Here is a 21,416-nt window from a genome sequence, read left to right as displayed (position 1 = left end):
CGCTCTTCCGATATAAAAAGAGTCAAATTACACTTCTCACTAGCCGAGCAGAAGAAGCCGCAACTTGGCTGCAAGTTGAGCTCAATACGCTGTTTGACTTTAGTATGCAATCTATTGGCAAAGGCGATATTCGATATAGAACAAACCCGATTCTTGACGAGGGTAATTACCAGCTGACCATTGACCAAACAGGTGCCTGTTTAGAAGCGAATTCAGCGTCTGGATTTGTGCATGCAAGCGCCACTTTTATGCAGCTTTTAAAAGCAACGAGTGAAGATAACCAACTCAGCGCGCCTTACGTAAAAATCAGCGATTCACCGCGCTTTAAATACCGCGGCATGATGCTTGATTGCTCGCGTCATTTTCATCCCGTTGAACGAGTCAAACGGCTGATTAACCAACTGGCTCACTATAAGTTTAATACCTTTCATTGGCACCTTACCGATGATGAAGGTTGGCGCCTTGAAATTAAGGCTTTTCCACAGTTAACAGACGTCGGGGCAAGTCGGTCACAGCAGTCAGCTCTAGAGCCTCAATTTAGTCACATCGATCAAGCTTATAGTGGTTATTACACTCAAGAAGAGATCAAACACGTCATCGCCTTTGCAGAGCAACGTGGCATTACGATCATCCCTGAGATTGATGTTCCTGGGCACTGCCGCGCTGCCATCAAAGCATTGCCAGATCTTCTTGTTGACAGTGCTGATCAATCTCAATATCGCAGCATTCAAAACTACACGGATAACGTGCTGTCACCCGGCCTAGAGGGGACTTATGAGTTCTTAGAGCAAGTGCTTGAAGAAGTGGCTGAACTGTTTCCATCAAAATGGGTACATATTGGCGCCGATGAAGTGCCTCATGGTGTATGGGAAAAAAGTGCAAAATGCCAAGCACTAATGAAACAGCAAGGCTATACCGACACGAAAGAATTACAGGGGCACTTACTTCGTTTTGCTGAAAAGAAACTACGCTCACTAGGAAAAAGAATGGTGGGTTGGGAAGAAGCTCAGCATGGGGACAAAGTCAGTAAAGAAACCGTTATTTATTCTTGGTTGAGTGAAGAAGCGGCGCTGAAATGTGCTAAGCAAGGGTTTGATGTTGTTTTACAACCAGCTCAACATACCTATCTCGATATGGCACAAGATTACGCGCCAGAAGAACCCGGTGTCGACTGGGCAAATGTTCTGCCACTAGAGCAAGCTTACCGCTATGAGCCACTGGCTGAAATTCCTGATAGCGACCCAATAAAGAAACGCATACTCGGTATTCAATGTGCACTTTGGTGTGAAATTGTCACCACTCAAGAACGCATGGATTACATGATATTCCCACGTTTAACCGCTATGGCTGAAGCGTGTTGGACCAACAAACCTCAACGAGATTGGAATAATTATCTAACCCGGTTAAAAGGGCAATTACCCTTGCTTAATAAGCACGGCATTCAATATTGCTCACCGTGGAAAAAAGACTAAATCGATGAGTCACCATGACTCTTAACCACTTTCACTAGCATGATGTTTAGCTGTTAAGTTTACAGCTTATATAAAAGGATAGAACCATGAAATACGGCTATTTCGATAATGAGAATCGTGAATACGTCATCACTAGACCTGACGTTCCAGCACCTTGGACTAACTACCTAGGTACTGAAAAATTCTGTACTGTTATTTCACACAATGCAGGCGGTTACTCATTCTACAACTCACCGGAATACAACCGAGTCACTAAGTTTAGACCCAATGCATCGTTTGATCGCCCGGGGCACTATGTTTACCTTCGTGATGATGAAACGGGTGATTACTGGTCAATTTCATGGCAGCCTGTTGCTAAAAGCCTAGACGAAGCGAACTACGAGGTTCGTCATGGTCTTTCTTACTCTAAATTCAAGTGTGAATACAACGGCATTACTGCTGAGAAAACGCTCTTTGTACCTAAAGGCGAAGACGCAGAGGTTTGGGATGTGGTGATTAAAAACACGTCTGACAAGCCACGTACCATCAGCGCGTTCTCGTTTGTTGAGTTCTCATTTAGCCATATTCAATCGGATAACCAAAACCACCAGATGTCTCTTTACTCTGCTGGGACTGCATATAAAGATGGCGTTCTAGAATACGATCTGTATTACAACACCAACGACTTTGAAGGCTTCTACTACCTTGCTTCGACCTTTGACCCAGATTCATACGATGGCCAACGCGATAGCTTCTTAGGTCTTTACCGTGATGAAGCGAACCCGATTGCTGTAGAAAACGGTCGATGCTCAAACAGTGCTCAAACTTGTTACAACCACTGTGGCTCGTTACATAAGCAGTTTACGATTCAACCAGGCGAAGAAGTTCGTTTTGCTTACATCCTGGGTATTGGTAAAGGCAATGGCGATCGTCTACGTGAAAAATACCAAGACGTTGCCAATGTTGATGCGGCTTTCGCTGGTATTAAAGATCACTGGAATGAACGCTGTGAAAAATTCCAAGTTAAATCGCCAAATGAAGGCCTAGATACCATGATCAACGCTTGGACCCTATACCAAGCTGAAACATGTGTCGTCTGGTCTCGCTTTGCTTCATTTATTGAAGTAGGCGGGCGTACAGGTCTTGGTTACCGTGATACCGCGCAAGATGCGATTTCGGTGCCTCATGCTAACCCAGAAATGACGCGTAAGCGCTTGGTTGATCTATTACGCGGTCAAGTCAAAGCGGGCTACGGTCTACATCTGTTTGATCCAGATTGGTTCGATCCTGAGAAAGCCGATGTTGAACCATCAAAATCACCTACGGTCGTTCCTACGCCATCAGACGATGACAAGATCCACGGGATTGATGACACCTGCTCTGATGATCACCTGTGGATCGTTCCAACGATTTGTAAGTATGTAATGGAAACCGGCGAAGAGAGCTTCTTTGACGAAGTGATTCCATACGCAGATGGCGGCGAAGCAACCGTTTATGAGCATATGAAAGCAGCGCTTGATTTCTCTGCGGAATACGTGGGTCAAACAGGTATCTGTAAAGGTCTGCGCGCAGACTGGAATGACTGCTTGAACTTAGGTGGTGGCGAGTCGTCAATGGTTTCGTTCCTACATTTCTGGGCACTGCAAGAGTTCCTCGATTTAGCAAAATACCGTAGTAACGATGCTGACGTGGCTAAATACACCGAAATGGCTGCGAACGTACGTGAAGCCTGTGAAACTCACTTATGGGATGACGAAGGTGGCTGGTACATTCGTGGTTTGACTAAGAACGGTGAGAAGATCGGTACTGCTCAGCAGACTGAAGGTCGCATTCACCTTGAATCAAATACCCTTGCGGTATTATCTGGTGCGGTGTCTCAAGAGCGTGGTGAAAAAGCCATGGACGCGGTTGATGAGAACCTATATTCAGAGTATGGCTTGCACCTAAACGCACCTTCGTTCGCAACACCAAACGACGACATCGGTTTTGTCACACGCGTTTACCAAGGCGTTAAAGAGAACGGTGCTATCTTCTCTCACCCTAACCCATGGGCATGGGTTGCAGAAGCGAAGCTAGGTCGTGGTGACCGTGCAATGAAGTTTTACGATGCACTTAACCCATACAACCAAAACGACATGATCGATAAGCGTATCGCAGAACCTTACTCATACGTTCAGTTTATCATGGGACGCGATCACCAAGATCACGGTCGAGCGAATCACCCTTGGCTAACGGGTACTTCTGGCTGGGCTTACTTCGCAGTGACCAACTTTATTCTCGGTGTTCGTGTGGGCTATGAGGGTCTGACTGTTGATCCATGTATTCCAACTGACTGGCCTGGATTTGAAGTGACTCGCCAATGGCGCGGTGCAACCTACAACATCAAAGTTGAAAACCCGAGCTCAGTAAGCAAAGGGGTTAAGTCAATGACACTTAACGGTCAACCTGTTGAAGGTGCAATCCCAGTTCAAGCAGATGGCAGTGTTAACGACGTTATCGTCACTCTTGGCTAATCGCTAGATTCACTCTCGTGACTGATCATCACCTGCCTCCAATACTAGAGGCAGGTATGTTCAGAATCTAAAAGGATTCAATCATGATCAAATTTGGTACTGGTGGCTGGCGCGCATTTATTGGCGAAGAGTTTACCAAAGACAACGTTCGTCTCGTTGCACAAGCACTGTCAAATATCATTAATAACGAACAGGTCGCAGACAAAGGGTTCATCGTCGGCTATGACCGTCGTTTTCTTTCGGATAAAGCCGGTCGTTGGTTTGCTGAAGTATTAGCAGCGAACAATATTCCAGTCAGCTTTATCGATAAATTTGTCCCAACCCCTATCGTTATGTTCCAAGCGAAAGAAATCGGCTGTGCTTATTCAGCCTGTATCACGGCATCGCATAACCCCGCAGATTACAACGGCATCAAAATCTTCATTGAAGGTGGACGAGACGCGGATGAGATCATCACTCAGAAAGTTGAAGACCAAATCAGCCAACTGACTCTAGCTGATGTGAAGTCGGTCGATTTTGAACAAGCTCTGAATGATAAGTCTGTGGTCATTATCAACCCAATGAATGCATTTGTTGATTCAATTATTAATTTTATTGATATTGAAGCGATAAAAAAAGCCAACCTACGCGTGCTCATTGACCCGATGTTTGGTGTGGCTAAAAACGCACTTCAAACGGTGCTTATTAATGGTCGCTGTGATGTAGACGTTATCAATGATGGTAAGAACCCGGATTTTGGTGGGTTAATGCCTTCGCCGAATGCGGCAACACTCTATCGTCTGAAACATTTGGTGGCCGCTGAAGGCTACGACATTGGTATTGGTACCGATGGCGATGCCGATAGACTGGGCATCATCGATGAAAAAGGTCACTTCATCCACCCTAATGAAGTTCTTATCCTGCTTTATTACTACTTACTTGAGTACAAGGGCTGGAAAGGCTCTGTGGTTCGCAACATCGCAACGACTCACATTCTGGATAAAATTGCGGCAGACCACGGAGAGAAAAGCTTTGAGGTTCCTGTCGGCTTTAAGCATATTAGCTCACAGATGGAAGCGGATGACTCTTTGATTGGTGGTGAAAGCTCAGGTGGCTTGACCATTCGAGGTCACATTCTTGGTAAAGATGGCGTGTTTGCATCGAGTTTATTAGTTGAAATGATCTCAGTGACAGGCAAGAAATTGTCAGAAATGCTTGATGAGATCTACGGCAAATACGGATACGCCTACACGGCCGAGGGCGACTGTACATTCAAGGCGTCTGAAAAAGAAGCGCTTTACAACAAAATATACGTTGAAAAGCAGCTGCCAAAATTCGAATACGAGATTGAAAAAGTGAGCTATGACGATGGTGCCAAAGTCTACTTTAAAAACGGCGGCTGGGTCATTGCTCGTTTTTCAGGCACAGAGCCTTTATTAAGAATTTTTGCAGAAATGCAAGACAAAGACACTGCAGAACGTGTTCTTCAACAGGTGAAAGAGTTTCTATCACTTTAATGATGTAAACACTTTTACCTACTTAACGCTCAAATTGAGCACCCTATAGGTGAAGAACACATTTGCCCGGCGAAAGCCGGGCTTTTTTTGTCGATTTCCATAATGTAGTAACCGACTACTACCACAAAATGTAAATAAATTGTTAATTTAAATCTTCATTCAACTCAATATGGAAATTTGAACATGGCACGTATACTCATTTTAGCTGGTGATTTTGTAGAGGACTATGAACTAATGGTCCCTTTTCAAGCGTTAGGTATGGTTGGGCACACCGTCAGTGTTGTTTGCCCTGATAAACGAGTTGGCGACACGATTAAAACGGCCATCCATGATTTTGAAGGGGATCAAACCTATACTGAAAAACCAGGCCACTTGTTTACACTCAATGCGAATTACGACGGTGCTTCCTCATCACAATTCGATGCGTTAGTACTCCCGGGAGGAAGAGCCCCAGAATATTTACGCATGAATGCGAGTGTGATTGAACTTATCCAAGCGTTCGCCAATGAGAAAAAACCAATCGCTTCCATATGTCACGGCGCCCAATTACTCAGCGCCGCCAACATCATTCAAGGTAAATCTATCTCTGCATATCCTGCCTGTGCTCCTGAAGTTGAACTTGCTGGTGCTCACTACGCGGATATCCCAATGGATCAGGCTGTTACTGATGGTATATTTGTCACTGCACCAGCATGGCCAGCTCATCCTGCTTGGCTGGCACAATTGAATCAACAGTTGCTTTAGACTAAAGATGTAGTGATTTGTCTGGAGAAACCATTAAGCTGATACGGTGCCATTATCGGAGGAGAACAAAATGTGTGAGATATATTCGGGTGCAGAAGACACGCTCTTTGAACTAAAATCTCGTTCTGTTCGAATCGACGGTGTCGTTACCAGCATCAGGCTTGAAGCTGTATTTTGGAAAGTGATCGAAGATATCGCCGGAGAATCTGATATCTCGGTGGCTGAATTCCTAACCCGAATATACCGTGAGGTTATTCAGAGAAGAGGTGAACTTGGTAACTTCACCTCTTTGCTAAGAGTCGCCTGCACAACGTACCTCAATGGCGGTAAGAGAATTCGCTTATAAGCCAAGGGATATATTTCGTTAAAACGCTAAAATGCCTTCATCATGCAATGCGACGGTGACAGGCTGCCCAATCGAAAGCGCCTGAACCGAGCTTGCTAGCAACTTGTTGCCTTTCACTTCAACGACATAACGGCAATGATCACCCATAAAGTGCTGCTCTAGGACTCTCACATCACTCTCTTCAGCCGCTTCAATTTGAACATGCTGAGGACGCAGCAATAGTTCGCAATCACTACCTACATCAATCGTATGCCTTGCTGTTGCCGCAACCACACCGAGCGCCGATTCAAACTCGCCTTTAGACAAGCGCACCGCAGGTAAGTAGCTTCCACCACCTAGGAAATCAGCCACAAATTTGCTTGATGGGTGGTAGTACAGTTCGGTGGCAGTTCCATACTGCTCAATAATCCCATGATTCATAACCGCCATCTTATCGGAAAAAGCAAACGCTTCCTCCCGACTGTGAGTGACAAAAATGGCCGTCACACCTTGGGATTTAAAAATACGTCTAATTTCAGCGATCAACTCATGACGAACCTGAGTGTCAATATTAGAAAAGGGTTCATCCAGTAAAAGTAAATCGGGTTTGTAAGCTAACGTACGAGCGATCGCAACGCGTTGTTGTTGCCCACCAGAAAGCTGATGAGGAAAGCGATCTTCGTATCCAGCTAAGTGAACAAGATCCAGCATCTCTTTTACTTTCTGAACTTTGTCATGCTTAGATTGGTCTCTCAGCCCAAAGCCAACATTTTCACTCACGGTTAAATGAGGAAATAGCGCATAATCCTGGAAAATCATTCCAATATTACGCTGCTCCGGTGGCAGCCAATTCTTACCATCATCAATGGTCATGCAGTTCAGGCTCATTTCACCTGAACTTAAAGGCAACAAACCCGCGATCGCTTTTAGTAGTGTGGTTTTGCCACAACCGCTCGCCCCTAGTAAACAGACGATTTCACCTTGCTTCACTTCTAAAGATAATTGCTCAAGCACTGTTTGAGTATCGTACTTACACGTTAAATTTTGAATCGACAACGCACAACTCATCAGTGTGTTTTCTCCAACGAACGATTGACAATAACAAGGGGAATAAGCCCCACAAGGACTAACAATACAGCAGGCATTGCTGCTAGTTCTAAATGCTCATCTGAAGCGTAGTTATAGACATAAGTTGCCAACGTTTCAAAATTGAACGGCCTCAACAATATTGCAGCATTGAGTTCTTTCATTGATTCAATAAACACTAATAGACCGGCAATTAAAGCCCCACGACGCACCAATGGAAAATGCACGCGCCATAACATCTTATTGGAGTTGCAGCCCATTGTTCTCGCCGCCATGTCTAATGAGGGTGGGATTTTGCTTAAGCTGCTCTCTACACTGCCAATAGCGACCGCAGAAAAGCGAACGACCAGCGCTGCAATCAAAGCAAACATCGATCCTGAGAAAACCAACCCAGGGCGCTGCCACTCCATCAATCGAGCAATGTCGTTCACAAAGTGGTCCATAAAGAGCACAGGTACAAGAACCCCAATGGCTAATACCGTTCCTGGAACCGCATACCCCATAGAGGATAAACGCATACACGCAAGACTGCCACGACCAGGATTGACTCGATGAGAAAAGTTGACGATCAAAGCAATACAGACACCTAAAATGGCGGCAATCACTGATACTTGTAAACTGTTGATCGCGTACTCTCTGAATTCTGAACTCCAGCTTTGCTCAAAGTATTTAAACGCATAAATACATAGCTGCAATAGCGGTAAAATAAAAGCAACAGACACGAGTCCCCAGCACCAACTTAGCGCCGCCCATTTCTTCCACCCGCTTAACTGGTAGCGTATGTCTTCTCGGCTACTGAATTGATTTTGGAATAACTTCTGCTTTCTCCGGCTATAACGCTCGGTGCTCAAGAGTAAAATTACCATCACGAGCATTAATGCTGAAATTTTTGCAGCGGCATTCAGGTTTGAATACCCTAACCACGTGTCATAAACAGCGGTGGTTAACGTGCTAACTGCGAAGTAGTTTACCGTTCCAAAGTCACCAATGGTTTCCATCGCAACTAACGATAAACCCACCGCTATTGAAGGGCGAACAAGAGGTAAAGAAATGCGTTTAAAGCTTTCCCAAGGTGTGCACTTTAGCAGTCTCGCCGATTGAAGCAGAGAGGCGTTTTGCTCCATAAATGCAGCGCGACACAACAGATAAACGTATGGGTACAACACCAAGGAAAGCACAACCGTTGCACCCGTTAAGGTACGAATATCAGGAAACCAGTATTCACCAGGTCCCCACCCTGTTAGGTTTCTCAGTAAGATCTGAATAGGTCCAGCAAAATCAAACCAGTCAGTGAAAATATATCCAATAATATAACCAGGCATGGCTAAGGGAAGCACTAAGGCCCACTGTAAAATGCCTTCACTAGGTAAACGACACATAGCCATAAACCATGCACTCGGAATACCAAGGAGCAAAGACAGTAGCATCACGCCAAACGTCAGTACCACCGTATTGTAAATATACGTAGGCATAACCGTCGACATCAGATGTGAAAAAACCTCATCGGTGTCACCCATTGAGGTATAGAAGATCGCTAAGATCGGCAAAACCAGTAGCAGGGCCAAGCCTGCACTACTGGTTTTCCATAAAGTATTTTTTTCGTTCATTGCCTAACTACAACAAGGATGTATGAAATATAAACGCAATTACAAATACATCTCATATCCTTTTAAAAAACAGGGGTACTTTATACCCCTACTCTTTATCAAAGGTCAAATTTGACTTCATCTAACAGTCGAATTGCGGCTGAATGATAAGTGGCAATATCGTCTAAAGAAACATCATCAGACTTAAAATCGCCCCAAGAAGCTACCAGTTCAGAACGCTTAACGCCCGCTTTAACTGGGTACTCATAGTTCACTTCAGCGTACATGCTTTGCGCTTTATCACCACTTAAAAACTCCATTAGTTTCTTAGCGTTATCTTTATTTGGTGAGAATTTAGCCATCGCCATGCCAGAGATATTAACATGTGTACCTTCGGCTTTTTGGTTCGGGAAGTTAATGTAAACAGAGTCAGCCCATGCTTTTTGCTCTTTATCATTAACCATCTTACCTAGGTAGTAACTGTTACCAAGTGCAACATCACATAAACCTTCTTTAATCGCTTTCACTTGTGCGCGATCGTTACCTTGAGGCTTACGCGCTAGGTTTGCTTTCACGCCTTCAAGCCATTCTTTGGTTTCAGCTTCACCGTGGTGTGCAATCATTGAAGAAACAAGAGAAACATTGTATGGGTGCTTACCACTACGAGTACAGATTTTACCCTTAAACTCAGGTTTTGCTAGATCAGCGTAAGTAAAGTCATCACCTAAACGACCAACACGGTCACGAGATGAGTATACTGAACGTGTACGAGTTGTTAGTGCAAACCATTCGTTTTCAGCATCTTGATACTGAGCTGGAATATTTGATTCTAAGACTGTGCTATCAACCGCTTGAACCAAGTCTTTATTCGTTAACTCAGCGAGACGACTAATATCAACCGTTAGAATAACATCAGCGGGGCTTAGGTCGCCTTCACGTGCTAGTGTTTCTGCCAGACCTTTTTTAGCAAACTTTACGTTTACTTTGATTCCAGTCTCTTTTGTAAACTCATTAAACATTGGCTCAACCAAGAAAGGTTGACGGTAGGAGTATACGTTAACTTCTTCAGCGGCCATTGCTGTTGGGGCTAGAACGCTGCAAGCAAGTGCAGAAAGAGTAAGCAGTTTTTTCATTAGTTCAATCCTTTACATCGTAATGATAATGTTTATCAGTTGCATTATTATATGCATGAATGCATTTATTACAATAATATTAGTTAAAAAAAACCGATATTCGTAAAAGTTTTTTCTCTCTTGTTTTGTAACAATTTTCTTCATAAATTTAATGACATAAAACCACATGAATGATAAGTCACATTAGGCGCTTTTCTTTGATACAAAAAAACCTGCCAACAAATGACAGGTTTCGCTTCACCGATAAGTCGATTATTTAAGGTTGACTATTTTACCGTTACAAATTCAGGGTAAGCGCCAACACCACAATCATGCATATCCATGCCTTCTAGTTCTTCGTCTTCAGTAACACGAATACCCATTGTTGCTTTCAACACACCCCAAACCACTAGGCTTGCACCGAATACCCACGCAAAGATTACAGCAGCGCCAAACAGTTGAGCACCAAATGTCGCATCACCATTACTCAGTGGCACAACCATCAGGCCAAAGAAACCACACACACCGTGTACTGAAATAGCACCAACTGGATCGTCAATCTTCATTTTGTCTAATGCGATGATACTAAACACAACCAATGCACCTGATACACAACCAATCGCGACTGAATATAAAGGTGATGGAGATAGTGGGTCAGCAGTAATCGCTACCAAACCGGCTAACGCACCGTTAAGGATCATCGTCAAGTCTGCTTTACCCCATGTCGTCTTACACACCAGTAAGGCAGCAATGGCACCAGCGGCAGCAGCAGCATTAGTGTTTAGGAAGATTTGACCAACTGCTGTCGCATTTTCAAAATCGGAAAGCATCAGTTGTGAGCCACCGTTGAAGCCGAACCAACCAAACCAAAGGATGAACGTACCCAGTGTTGCCAGTGGTAAGTTTGAACCTTGAATTGGGTAAATTTCACCTTTTTTACCGTACTTACCTTTACGAGCACCCAGTAACAATACACCCGCTAGTGCTGCAGCAGCACCTGCCATATGTACAATACCTGAACCTGCGAAGTCGCTAAAGCCTGCTTCAGAAAGGAAACCACCACCCCATGTCCAGTAACCTTCCATTGGATAGATAAAGGCCGTTAATACAACAGAGAAGATGAGGAAAGACCAAAGCTTCATGCGCTCAGCCACGGCACCAGATACCACTGACATCGCCGTTGCAACGAATACAACTTGGAAGAAGAAATCCGATTCTAAAGAGTGGTCAGCGCCTTCACCCTGAGTACCAATTAGCGTACCAAATGAAGGTAACCAACCACCTTCACCGTTATCTACATACATAATGTTGTAGCCAACGACTAAAAACGTCGTACAAGCAATGGCGTACAAACAAATGTTCTTCGTTAAAATTTCTGTCGTGTTCTTTGAACGAACCAGACCCGCTTCTAACATTGCAAAACCCGCTGCCATCCACATAACCAGTGCGCCAGAAATGAGGAAGAAAAAAGTGTCCAGTGCGTAACGTAGTTCTGTTACCGTTGTTAATAAATCCATGATATTACTCTCCAGTCCTTGAGATCATTAAAGTGCTTCTGCGTCCATTTCACCAGTGCGGATACGAACTGCTTGGCTTAAGTCATACACAAATATTTTTCCATCACCAATTTTTCCAGTTTGAGCAGCCTTAGTGATGGCTTCAATTACGCGGTCTACATTTTCTGCTTGAGTGGCTATTTCAAGTTTGACCTTAGGTAAAAAATCAACTTGATATTCCGCGCCTCGATATAATTCTGTATGTCCCTTTTGACGGCCAAAGCCCTTCACTTCCGATACTGTCATTCCCTCGATACCTACATCAGCCAGAGCTTCACGTACATCATCAAGTTTGAATGGTTTGATTATTGCGTTAATTAGTTTCATCGTACCCTCTCTAAGTCATTAATCCTTTAACTGTTGATTCTTATAATCCAAAGTACGTGCCAACTATTTAACCCATTGTTTTTAAAGAACTAGATCCAATTTAGAGTCTTTAAACCAAAAATGGCGCACCATACTGGTGCGCCATTTTCACAATAACAATGCATTAACATATCAATTCACCACTACGGTGCAAATGCCAGAATTCGTTTCATTCTGATGCTTAAAAACCCAAAAAATCAATCCAACGCTCAATTAAGATCTCGAAATCATCGATACCACATCCCGCAGTACTTTCACTATTATAAAAGTGATATTCACTCTCTTCGTCCAATTCATCCCCATGACTTAAAACATTTTCTTGAATGAGCACTTCGTCTTCTAAAATGGTCATAGAGATCTCATGGCCAAGTAACTTATGTTCTTTGGAGGGTAATGCTTTAGATTGAGCAATTAGCTGCTCAACGTTTTCTATTTTTTCTCGCGAACGGCCAATCTCATCTTGTAACCAACGACCGACTATTTCATGCCCCATACTGCATTTAACATAGTACTCACCCATTAATGTATTGCGTGTGAACTCAAATTCCATACAAACTCCGATAAATTGGTGGGCTAAGAATGGCGCAGAGTATATAGAGAGAATGGGAAACTCTCTAGGGCTATCATATTGTGAGCCATAAAAAGAATGTTTCTGATAATAAAAAAGCACTTACGAAATTCGCAAGTGCTTTGAATGTATCATGAGTAAATAAGCGTTAATTAATCACGCTTATCAATGAGCATTAAGCAGGCTCTTGGAAAATAACCGTGTCTGCTTTTTCAGTGTACTGACCCATTTTATGGAAGTTCAAGTAACGATAAGTGTCTGCCGCTGTGGCATCGATCTTCTGAGCGAACTCTAAGTACTCTTCTTTTGTTGGGATACGACCAAGAATCGCACCAACCGCTGAAAGCTCTGCCGAAGCAAGGTAAACATTAGCGCCATTACCTAAACGGTTAGGGAAGTTACGCGTTGATGTAGACATCACTGTAGACTTGTCTGCAACACGTGCCTGGTTACCCATACACAGTGAACAACCCGGAGTTTCAATACGAACCCCAGCTCGGCCGAAGATGCCATAGTAGCCTTCTTCAGTCAGTTGATCTTTGTCCATCTTCGTTGGTGGTGCAACCCATAAACGGGTATTCAAAGAGCCATTAAACTCTTCTAGCATCTTACCCGCCGCTCGGAAGTGACCGATGTTCGTCATACACGATCCGATAAACACTTCTTGAATTTCTGTGCCTTGAACATCAGACAGCAGACGAGCATCATCAGGATCGTTCGGTGCACACAAGATTGGTTGGTCAATTTCAGCCAGGTCAATCTCGATAACATGCGCATATTCAGCATCAGAATCCGCAGTCAGCAATTCAGGGTTAGCTAACCACTCTTGCATCGCCTTAATACGGCGCTCAATCGTGCGTACGTCACCGTAACCTTCGGCGATCATCCACTTAAGCATGGTGATGTTCGAGTTTAAGTACTCTTCGATAGATTCCTGAGAAAGCTTAACCGTACAACCTGCCGCAGAACGCTCCGCTGATGCATCTGACAGCTCAAACGCTTGCTCTACAGATAAGTGCTCAACACCTTCAATTTCTAGTACGCGACCAGAGAATTCATTGATTTTACCCGCTTTTTCTACCGTCAATAGACCTTGCTTGATGCCGTAATATGGGATCGCATGTACGAGATCACGCAGTGTAATGCCCGGTTGCATTTCACCTTTAAAGCGAACCAAAATTGATTCAGGCATATCAAGTGGCATAACACCCGTTGCTGCCGCAAAGGCAACAAGGCCAGAGCCTGCTGGGAATGAAATACCAAGAGGGAAACGGGTATGCGAGTCACCACCGGTACCTACGGTATCAGGAAGAAGCATACGGTTTAGCCACGAGTGAATAACACCATCACCCGGACGTAACGATACACCAGCACGGTTCATGATGAAATCAGGAAGCGTATGGTGAGTGTTTACATCGACCGGTTTAGGGTATGCAGAGGTATGACAGAAAGACTGCATAACAAGGTCTGCAGAGAAACCAAGACAAGCCAGATCTTTTAGCTCATCACGCGTCATAGGGCCGGTTGTATCTTGAGATCCGACCGTCGTCATCTTAGGTTCGCAGTATTGACCTGCACGCACACCTTCAACGCCACATGCTTTACCAACCATCTTCTGAGCTAATGTGTAGCCTTTATCAGAAGCAGAAGGATCAATCGGTTTAGCAAACAGATCTGTCTCTTCAAGACCAAGAGAAGTACGAGCACGGCTCGTTAGACCACGACCGATAATCAGTGGAATACGACCACCAGCACGAACTTCATCTAACAGTACCTTGCCAAGCTCAAAGCTAGAAATCTCTGCACCGTCTTTACGCACAACGCCTTCATAAGGGAAGATATCAATCACATCACCCATATTCATGTCTTGTACATTCAATTCAATCGGCAGTGCACCTGAATCTTCCATTGTGTTGTAGAAGATAGGCGCAATCTTACCGCCTAAACAAACACCACCAGTGCGCTTATTTGGTACGTAAGGGATGTCTTCACCCATAAACCACAGCACAGAGTTGGTTGCAGACTTACGAGACGAACCCGTACCAACAACATCACCTACATAAGCCAGTGGAATACCATCTTTCTGAAGTTCTTCGATTTGCTTGATTGGGCCAACACTGCCTTGTTCGTCAGGAGTGATGCCTTCACGTTCCATTTTTAACATTGCTTTTGCATGCACTGGGATATCAGGGCGAGACCAAGCGTCAGGTGCTGGAGATAAGTCATCGGTGTTGGTTTCACCAGTGACTTTGAATACTTTAACGGTGATTTTTTCCGCTACTTTGTCTTTAGCTGTAAACCATTCAGCATCAGCCCAAGATTGAAGCACTTGCTGCGCAGATGCATTACCTGCTTGCGCTTTTTCTTCTACATCGTAGAACGCGTCGAACATCAATAGAGTGTGAGACAGGGCTTTAACCGCGATAGGTGCCAACTCTGCATCGTCAAGAAGGGACACTAACGATTCGATGTTATAGCCACCTTGCATTGTACCAAGGAGCTCAGCCGCTTTTGCTCGGCTTACTACAGGGGATTCGACTTCGCCTTTTGTTACGGCGGTTAGAAAACCAGCTTTTACATAAGCGGCTTCATCAACGCCTGGGGGAATTCTGTTTTCTAATAGGTCAAGAATGAACTCTTCTTCACCTTGGGGCGGATTTTTAAGAAGTTCAACTAGGCCAGCAACCTGTTCGGCATTTAATGGTCTAGGAACAACTCCTTCGGCAGCACGCTCTGCGACGTGTTTACGGTAGGCTTCAAGCACGACTTTTTTCCTCTCATTGCGGTTCCTCCATTTATTATCACTTATCTATTTAGATCGATGATGGAGTGAACATCCTTGGAAACTTGGCTCTCCATTGCCAATTCAGCTGTTTATCTATGTACATAATGATGATGTAGAAGATAAACAAGCAGCGCCAGAGAGGCCAAACTGTGGGCGGTAGAATAGCAAATTTAACTTAAAATTAAAATCTTATCATTTTGACCAACATAGCAAGTTAAGACTAAAGTTGGACGATTTTAAGAAATTAACTTCGCATATTTGCTACTTAAATGTGGTTCCAATAATTAAATATACGGAATTGAATTGTTCTTCTGTGAACCCATAACCAAACATAATAGGTCCAATGGGGGAGTCAACGCCAACAAAGACAGAAGCCGCTTGATACAACGGCGCATCTTGAATCTTAATATTAGGATCAGACCATACCCCACCATACTCAATGGAGCTACCCACATAAAATGGAGAGCTAAACAAACCAAAATCATTATCAAACCAACGATATCGATAGACTAAACTGGTGAAAGCGATATTTTGCCCAATCAAACTGTCTCTTGGGATGCCAGACAGCTTGAGAAAGCCTCCAATTTCTTTCGGATCGACAGGCAACACCATATTTTGACTCTTGGTTAACCCCAGATCCATATTCGCGACTAAAGTATGACGATCATAGGTATAAGCCCCTATGAATTTTGCACGAATTTCGTCAACAGTATCTTCTGCGTGGTTAGCAGAACTAGCAAAACACCGCTCTTGCCCTCTTACTTCATCTTGCGAGATCCAATACTCAATATCCGCATAGATACCAGAGCGAGGCAGACTAAAATCATCTAACGTATCATAGCGATAACCCGTAAAAACACCTTGGCGGGTAAAGCTAAAATCACCGCATGACGGCAAGGTTGATAATTCGGCATAGCCTTGTATGTAGCGTAAGCCTAACTTAAGCTCTCGCCACAAGGCTTCTTGATACCCGATAGCCAGCTCTCCTGTCCATTCCCGATAAGTTACGGGCAGGTAGTTTTCGGATGCGCTTAACGTTGGATTATTAATCCCATTGCTTGGCATATTACGCTTGTCGTTGCTGTAACTCCCCCCTAACGTTGTAAAGACTCGCTGGCTAGACATAAACGGCGAATACAGTTCAGCGCCTATCAGTTTATCCGTACCCATTTCAAGGTTGAGCAACAGTTCTGCTCCATCAGAGTTAAGATTGGTAAAGTTACTCGACACCCCTAAGGAATACTGACTATCGGTAGTGAAGTCATCCTCTAAGAAAAAGCGAAAATTAACGTAATTTGGCCCCCAACTTTTCGAATTGACATCCATCACCAATAGATCGTTACCGAATTCATCTTTTTCGTATTGATAAGTAATTAATTCAAACCGATCTAACGCGTAAAGGTCTTGAACACTCTGCTCAAGTTCTTCCGTACTTAACGCTTTTCCTTCTTCTAAACCAAGGCGCGAACGCAATAGCTCATCGCTGTAATGGGTATTATTGTTGATGACGATGTGCTCGACAGAAATTTCATCTCCATACGGTAATTTTTTACGCGCTGTTTGTTTCTTTTCGATGTAGGCTTGATATTCGCTGCTTGATAAGGCTAGGTGGGACAGCATTGACGATTTCTCCATCGCCGCTTTATATCCCTCTTTGTACGCGCCCGGCATTTTATCAAATTCCGTTGTTTGCATTTTACCCACGTCAGGCTGAAGAAGGATGTCTTTATCGGTCAACGTTTTTTGCTGAGAAAGAGTACTCCGTCGTACTAAGTAATTTGAGAGTTGATCTGCCACGGTTAAAAATGAACTGAAATCCTCTTCATTTAAATAGTCACTGCTAATATCAATGGCGATCACAATGTCGCCGCCAAGCTCTCTAGCTACATCAACAGGCATGTTATTGGTCACACCGCCATCCACCAGCAACTTACCATCAATTTCATAAGGAGGAAGAACGCCAGGCACAGACATGCTGGCCATCATCGCATCAACCAGATACCCCTCACCAATGATAACCGGCTTCAAATCGATAATGTCAGTCGCGACCGAACGGTAAGGAATAACAAGGTCATCGAACGACTCTAACTTAGGTAAGTTACCCGATGTTTCTCGCAAAATACGCAGCATATTTTGCCCTTGAACCACACCTTTCGGCGCTCTAAGCTCCCCCCAACGTAGGCCAAGATCGGTATTTATTTGATAACGATCTTCATATTCTTTGTCACGGATACGTCTTTGGCTTCGATCAACCCGATCTCGATAGCCCGTATTCCAATCAACCGAATAAATTAAGCTCTCAATTTCATTGGCACTCATTCCAGAAGCATACAACCCACCGACATACGCCCCCATGCTGGTGCCAGTAATGATATCAACAGGAATTCTAAGCTCTTCAAGCGCTTTTAATGCACCAATGTGAGCCGCACCTTTCGCACCTCCACCCGCTAAGACAAGTGCGATTTTAGGTCGTTCATGCTGTTTATCACTATCAATACGTGCCGCTTCATCCGCCCATGAAAGCGGCCCTACGAAACACACGAATAGAACTGAAAATCGAACAAAGTATCGCACTACACTAATCCTTTAATTACTGGTGAGAGCTTGAACTGGAAACAGAGACGGCTAAAGTGATGTTACTCGATTAAGCTACCATGTGAATATCTTTTTCAACCATCCCGCAGGTTTGCTTCCACAATTTTGCTTGATGATTCCTTTGGGATCCCACATGGGTAATTTAAAGTCACTATTGCACTCAATCTCTAATGCCCCCTGTGGCGTTTTATTAAAACCAATCGTACTGATTTCTTGGGGCCAGGGTAAGACGAGACGCTCAGGAATACGGTTCGTTAAATACTCCGAGTACACTCGCAGCGCCCCACTTGAACCAGTCAGTTTTGTTGGTTGATTATCATCTCGACCCAGCCAAATCGCCGTCACTTCTCGGCCATCAACCCCAACAAACCAGCTATCGCGAGTATCGTTACTGGTTCCTGTTTTTCCAGCCAACGCAGCCCAAGAAAACGGCCCATGCAAATACCGCCCTGTGCCTTCAACAACGGCCAACTTCATGGCATAAGTAGTGAGCCACGCCGCTTGCTGAGACACTCTTTGCTGAACCCTTGGAATCGATTCATAAAGTACGTTTCCTTCCTGATCTAACACCGATCTCAGTGCTGATAATTGCGCTTTTTTACCAGAGTTTGTCAAGGTTTGGTACATTTGCGCCACTTGAAAAGGCGTCAACGTAAACGACCCTAAGAACATCGATGGAACGGGGCGAATTTCAGAGCGGTCGACCCCCAGTTTTTCTAGTGTATCCATGACGGCTGGAATACCGAGTTTCATCCCTAATTGAACCGTAGGAACATTGAGAGACTTAGACAGCGCTTCATACAGTGGTACTTCACCTCTAAATTGGCGATCATAGTTTCTCGGTGACCAGACATTGCCTTTACTGCCTTTTAAGCTGATGGGCTTGTCTTGAAGCGTTGTGGCTAGATTGTATTGTTCAGGCGCTTCTAAAGCCGTTAGATACACAGCTGGCTTAGCCAATGAACCAATTTGACGGCTGGCATTCAGTGCGCGATTAAAACCATCGTAACCCGTTCGCTTCCCCCCCACCATGGCTCGAATTTCTCCGCTATGACGATCGACCGCGACGGCCGCGCCTTCTAAAGAATTTCCGGCTTTTTTAGCCAGTTCAGGGATTTTGGTTGCTATCGCTTTTTCCAGTTCTTTCTGAGACACAGGATCGAGTGATGTAAATACCCGTAAGCCCATTTGAGACTGAAATGCACTGCCCACTTTTTCTTTAAGCTCAATATTAACCTGTTGGAAGTACGCAGGCTGACGACTCGCAATTCTAGGGTTATCTTGAATATCTAACGGTCGACTGGCCGCCTGATCGTATTGCTGTGCGGTTAAAATATCCTGTTGCATCATCAATCTCAGCACTAAATCTCGGCGCGTTTTTGCTCGTTCGGGATGGCGGATAGGATTGTAATACGACGGACCTTTTACCATACCAACCAACAGTGCCAGTTGATCGATTCTTAATTCATCAATGGGTTGACCAAAATAAAGACGAGAAGCAAGGCCAAATCCATGTATCGCTTCACCGCCACTTTGCCCAAGGTACACCTCGTTCAGGTACGCTTCTAAAATGCGATCTTTGCTGTAGCGATAATCTAAAATCAGCGCGATATACGCTTCTCTCACTTTACGCCATAAGGTTCTGTCGCTCGATAAGAACAGGTTTTTAGATAACTGTTGCGTTAACGTACTACCACCTTGCACCGTTCGCCCGGCTTTAACATTCACCACCATCGCTCGTGCAACCGCCACAGGAGAGACGCCATCATGTTGATAGAAATGACGGTCTTCGGTCACAAGAAGAGCATCAACCATCACCTCGGGAAATTGATTCCGCCTTAGAAAGAGTCTTTGTTCATCCGTGTTTTTTTCTAACATTCCTAACATCTTAGGGTCGATGCGCAGGTAACCTAAATTGCCGTTTTTCTCCAAAGATTGAATGCGATCCACACCACTGTCGTTAAAATGCACCATGACGTGGCGTGACGGCTCTGGTCCATCAGAAAACTCGAACGGACGACGAATCATCTCTAATTTGGTTGAAGACGAAGAATATTCCCCAGGGTGTCGCGGCTGCCTCACCTTACGATAATTGAGTACATCCAGCTCATTACTTAACTGCTTAACCGATACTGACGATCCTGGCGTGATGGTCATAATCCTTGCGTACACAACCGTGGGTAAGCTAAATAGCTGTCCTTCAAATTTTTGTTTTACAACGCTATCGAGATACACGCCGACAAAAATCAACAGTGCCAACCCTGCAAGGCTCGCTTTCCAACCAAAGCTCCACAGCAACTTTAGCCATGAGCGTTGATTCACGGTCTTTTTCTTGCGCGTCGCTTTACCCGCAGCAGGTTTCCTTGCTGACGTTTTCTTTTTTGAAGTGGCCTTTTTGGTCGTTGACTTCTTGGTTGGGGTCTTTTTATCCGTCATTACTGTCCATCATTACTTTTTCGTTATTGCTTTTGATTATTGCTTTTACGACATTGCTCTTTCGTTATGAATTAAAATGCCGTTTTGTTTTTCTAGTCGCGACATGGTTGGCAGGATCATCTGGCCACACGTGTTTGGGGTATCGACCCTTCATCTCTTTTTGTACTTCTTTGTATGAACCGGCCCAAAAAGAAGCCAAATTTTGAGTCACTTGCAAGGGGCGCTGAGCTGGGGACAAGAGTTCTAAAACAATTTTCTTTTGTCCATTGGCAATAACCGGGGAATCGTGCTCACCAAAGATCTCTTGCATTCGGACCGACAATATCGGCTCACAACCCACTTCATAACGAATCCTCTTCTTGGTTCCGGTGGGTAACTGATGAGAAACGGGTAAGTACTGATCGATCTCTTTACTCAAAGGCCAACCGAGTCTTGCCAATAACACAGGCACCAGATCAATGCCCTTTAAGCCTTTTAACGAAGTCACTCCTACCATATAAGGTGCCAGCCATACATCGAGTTCCTTTAATAGGCTCGCTTCATCCATTGCAGGCCAAGAAAGATCAGGTAACCAAGCTGCGCCACAGCGAATACGAACCAATAAATCGTTAGCCGATTGCGACCAATTTAATACCGAAAGCCCTTTTTGCTTTACATAACCAAGTAATGCTTCGGTCATTTTTTGTTTATCCAACTGAGTCAGCGGTTGTCGAGTGATCACCAAGTTCGTAAGCTTTACTTGCTCTTCGCCAATCAATCGGCCTTTGTTTTCATTCCATTCGAGATCGGAAGAGCGG

15 protein-coding genes are annotated in these 21,416 nt (G+C 44.3%); 5 read left to right on the top strand and 10 right to left on the bottom strand.

Translation table 11 applies throughout. The features are described from left to right. The 5 genes from ACP45E_RS18780 to ACP45E_RS18760 form a co-directional block, all read left to right on the top strand. The coding region (locus ACP45E_RS18780) for a beta-N-acetylhexosaminidase (RefSeq protein ID WP_069585424.1) at positions 1-1,472 on the top strand (1,472 nt) is incomplete at its 5' end. A gap of 86 nt (positions 1,473-1,558) precedes the next feature. Continuing rightward, a complete protein-coding gene (locus ACP45E_RS18775; RefSeq protein WP_017037199.1) occupies positions 1,559-3,964 on the top strand; it encodes a GH36-type glycosyl hydrolase domain-containing protein in 2,406 nt (801 codons plus the stop codon). Between the two features lie 83 nt (positions 3,965-4,047). After that, positions 4,048-5,460 carry a phosphoglucomutase/phosphomannomutase family protein gene (locus tag ACP45E_RS18770; RefSeq protein ID WP_017037198.1) on the top strand — a complete coding sequence of 471 codons (1,413 nt, stop codon included), beginning with the start codon at positions 4,048-4,050 and terminating at the stop codon, positions 5,458-5,460. A 183-nt stretch (positions 5,461-5,643) separates the two neighbouring features. Then, positions 5,644-6,204, top strand: a complete 561-nt coding sequence (locus tag ACP45E_RS18765; RefSeq protein ID WP_017037197.1) for a DJ-1/PfpI family protein — start codon at positions 5,644-5,646, stop codon at positions 6,202-6,204. Between the two features lie 70 nt (positions 6,205-6,274). Beyond that, complete coding sequence (locus tag ACP45E_RS18760) at positions 6,275-6,550, top strand: ribbon-helix-helix domain-containing protein (RefSeq protein WP_017036691.1); 276 nt, start codon at positions 6,275-6,277, stop codon at positions 6,548-6,550. Between the two features lie 18 nt (positions 6,551-6,568). On the opposite strand, the gene ACP45E_RS18755 is transcribed toward ACP45E_RS18760, so the two are convergent. The 10 genes from ACP45E_RS18755 to ACP45E_RS18710 form a co-directional block, all read right to left on the bottom strand. Further along, the gene (locus ACP45E_RS18755; RefSeq protein WP_017036690.1) at positions 6,569-7,597 is read right to left on the bottom strand and encodes an ABC transporter ATP-binding protein; all 1,029 of its coding nucleotides are present in this window, start codon (positions 7,595-7,597) and stop codon (positions 6,569-6,571) included. Beyond that, positions 7,597-9,222, bottom strand: coding sequence for an ABC transporter permease (locus ACP45E_RS18750; protein ID WP_017037196.1), 1,626 nt, complete (start codon positions 9,220-9,222; stop codon positions 7,597-7,599). The genes ACP45E_RS18755 and ACP45E_RS18750 overlap by 1 nt, the downstream gene beginning before the upstream one ends. Positions 9,223-9,320: 98 nt before the next feature. Continuing rightward, positions 9,321-10,334 (bottom strand): Fe(3+) ABC transporter substrate-binding protein, encoded by a 1,014-nt coding sequence (locus tag ACP45E_RS18745; RefSeq protein WP_017036688.1) that lies wholly within the window; start codon positions 10,332-10,334, stop codon positions 9,321-9,323. A 266-nt stretch (positions 10,335-10,600) separates the two neighbouring features. Further along, entirely contained in the window at positions 10,601-11,830 is a 1,230-nt protein-coding gene (locus tag ACP45E_RS18740; RefSeq protein ID WP_017036686.1) for an ammonium transporter, read from the bottom strand. A 27-nt stretch (positions 11,831-11,857) separates the two neighbouring features. After that, the gene (locus ACP45E_RS18735) at positions 11,858-12,196 is read right to left on the bottom strand and encodes a P-II family nitrogen regulator (protein WP_017036685.1); all 339 of its coding nucleotides are present in this window, start codon (positions 12,194-12,196) and stop codon (positions 11,858-11,860) included. 220 nt (positions 12,197-12,416) lie between these two features. Then, the gene (locus ACP45E_RS18730) at positions 12,417-12,785 is read right to left on the bottom strand and encodes a YacL family protein (RefSeq protein WP_017036684.1); all 369 of its coding nucleotides are present in this window, start codon (positions 12,783-12,785) and stop codon (positions 12,417-12,419) included. 193 nt (positions 12,786-12,978) lie between these two features. Beyond that, positions 12,979-15,567 carry a bifunctional aconitate hydratase 2/2-methylisocitrate dehydratase gene (gene acnB / locus ACP45E_RS18725; protein WP_017036683.1) on the bottom strand — a complete coding sequence of 863 codons (2,589 nt, stop codon included), beginning with the start codon at positions 15,565-15,567 and terminating at the stop codon, positions 12,979-12,981. 282 nt (positions 15,568-15,849) lie between these two features. Further along, a complete protein-coding gene (locus ACP45E_RS18720; protein ID WP_017037192.1) occupies positions 15,850-18,162 on the bottom strand; it encodes a patatin-like phospholipase family protein in 2,313 nt (770 codons plus the stop codon). 75 nt (positions 18,163-18,237) lie between these two features. After that, the gene (mrcB, locus tag ACP45E_RS18715; protein WP_017037191.1) at positions 18,238-20,619 is read right to left on the bottom strand and encodes a penicillin-binding protein 1B; all 2,382 of its coding nucleotides are present in this window, start codon (positions 20,617-20,619) and stop codon (positions 18,238-18,240) included. A 64-nt stretch (positions 20,620-20,683) separates the two neighbouring features. Continuing rightward, positions 20,684-21,416: ATP-dependent helicase C-terminal domain-containing protein (locus ACP45E_RS18710; protein WP_277815725.1), on the bottom strand; the 733-nt coding region annotated here is incomplete at its 5' end.

Source organism: Vibrio genomosp. F10 str. 9ZD137, from assembly GCF_049974785.1.
GTDB lineage: Bacteria > Pseudomonadota > Gammaproteobacteria > Enterobacterales > Vibrionaceae > Vibrio.
Note: the sequence above shows the minus strand (reverse complement) of the source record. Positions and strands in the feature narration are given on the sequence as shown.

Bases quoted from the DNA above. Each gene is read 5' to 3' on its own strand.
- ACP45E_RS18760 (WP_017036691.1), top strand. From the start codon at position 6,275: ATGTGTGAGATATATTCGGGTGCAGAAGACACGCTCTTTGAACTAAAA.
- ACP45E_RS18755 (WP_017036690.1), bottom strand. From the start codon at position 7,597: ATGAGTTGTGCGTTGTCGATTCAAAATTTAACGTGTAAGTACGATACT.
- ACP45E_RS18750 (WP_017037196.1), bottom strand. From the start codon at position 9,222: ATGAACGAAAAAAATACTTTATGGAAAACCAGTAGTGCAGGCTTGGCC.
- ACP45E_RS18770 (WP_017037198.1), top strand. From the start codon at position 4,048: ATGATCAAATTTGGTACTGGTGGCTGGCGCGCATTTATTGGCGAAGAG.
- ACP45E_RS18740 (WP_017036686.1), bottom strand. From the start codon at position 11,830: ATGGATTTATTAACAACGGTAACAGAACTACGTTACGCACTGGACACT.
- ACP45E_RS18765 (WP_017037197.1), top strand. From the start codon at position 5,644: ATGGCACGTATACTCATTTTAGCTGGTGATTTTGTAGAGGACTATGAA.
- ACP45E_RS18730 (WP_017036684.1), bottom strand. From the start codon at position 12,785: ATGGAATTTGAGTTCACACGCAATACATTAATGGGTGAGTACTATGTT.
- ACP45E_RS18745 (WP_017036688.1), bottom strand. From the start codon at position 10,334: ATGAAAAAACTGCTTACTCTTTCTGCACTTGCTTGCAGCGTTCTAGCC.
- ACP45E_RS18775 (WP_017037199.1), top strand. From the start codon at position 1,559: ATGAAATACGGCTATTTCGATAATGAGAATCGTGAATACGTCATCACT.
- mrcB (WP_017037191.1), bottom strand. From the start codon at position 20,619: ATGACGGATAAAAAGACCCCAACCAAGAAGTCAACGACCAAAAAGGCC.
- ACP45E_RS18735 (WP_017036685.1), bottom strand. From the start codon at position 12,196: ATGAAACTAATTAACGCAATAATCAAACCATTCAAACTTGATGATGTA.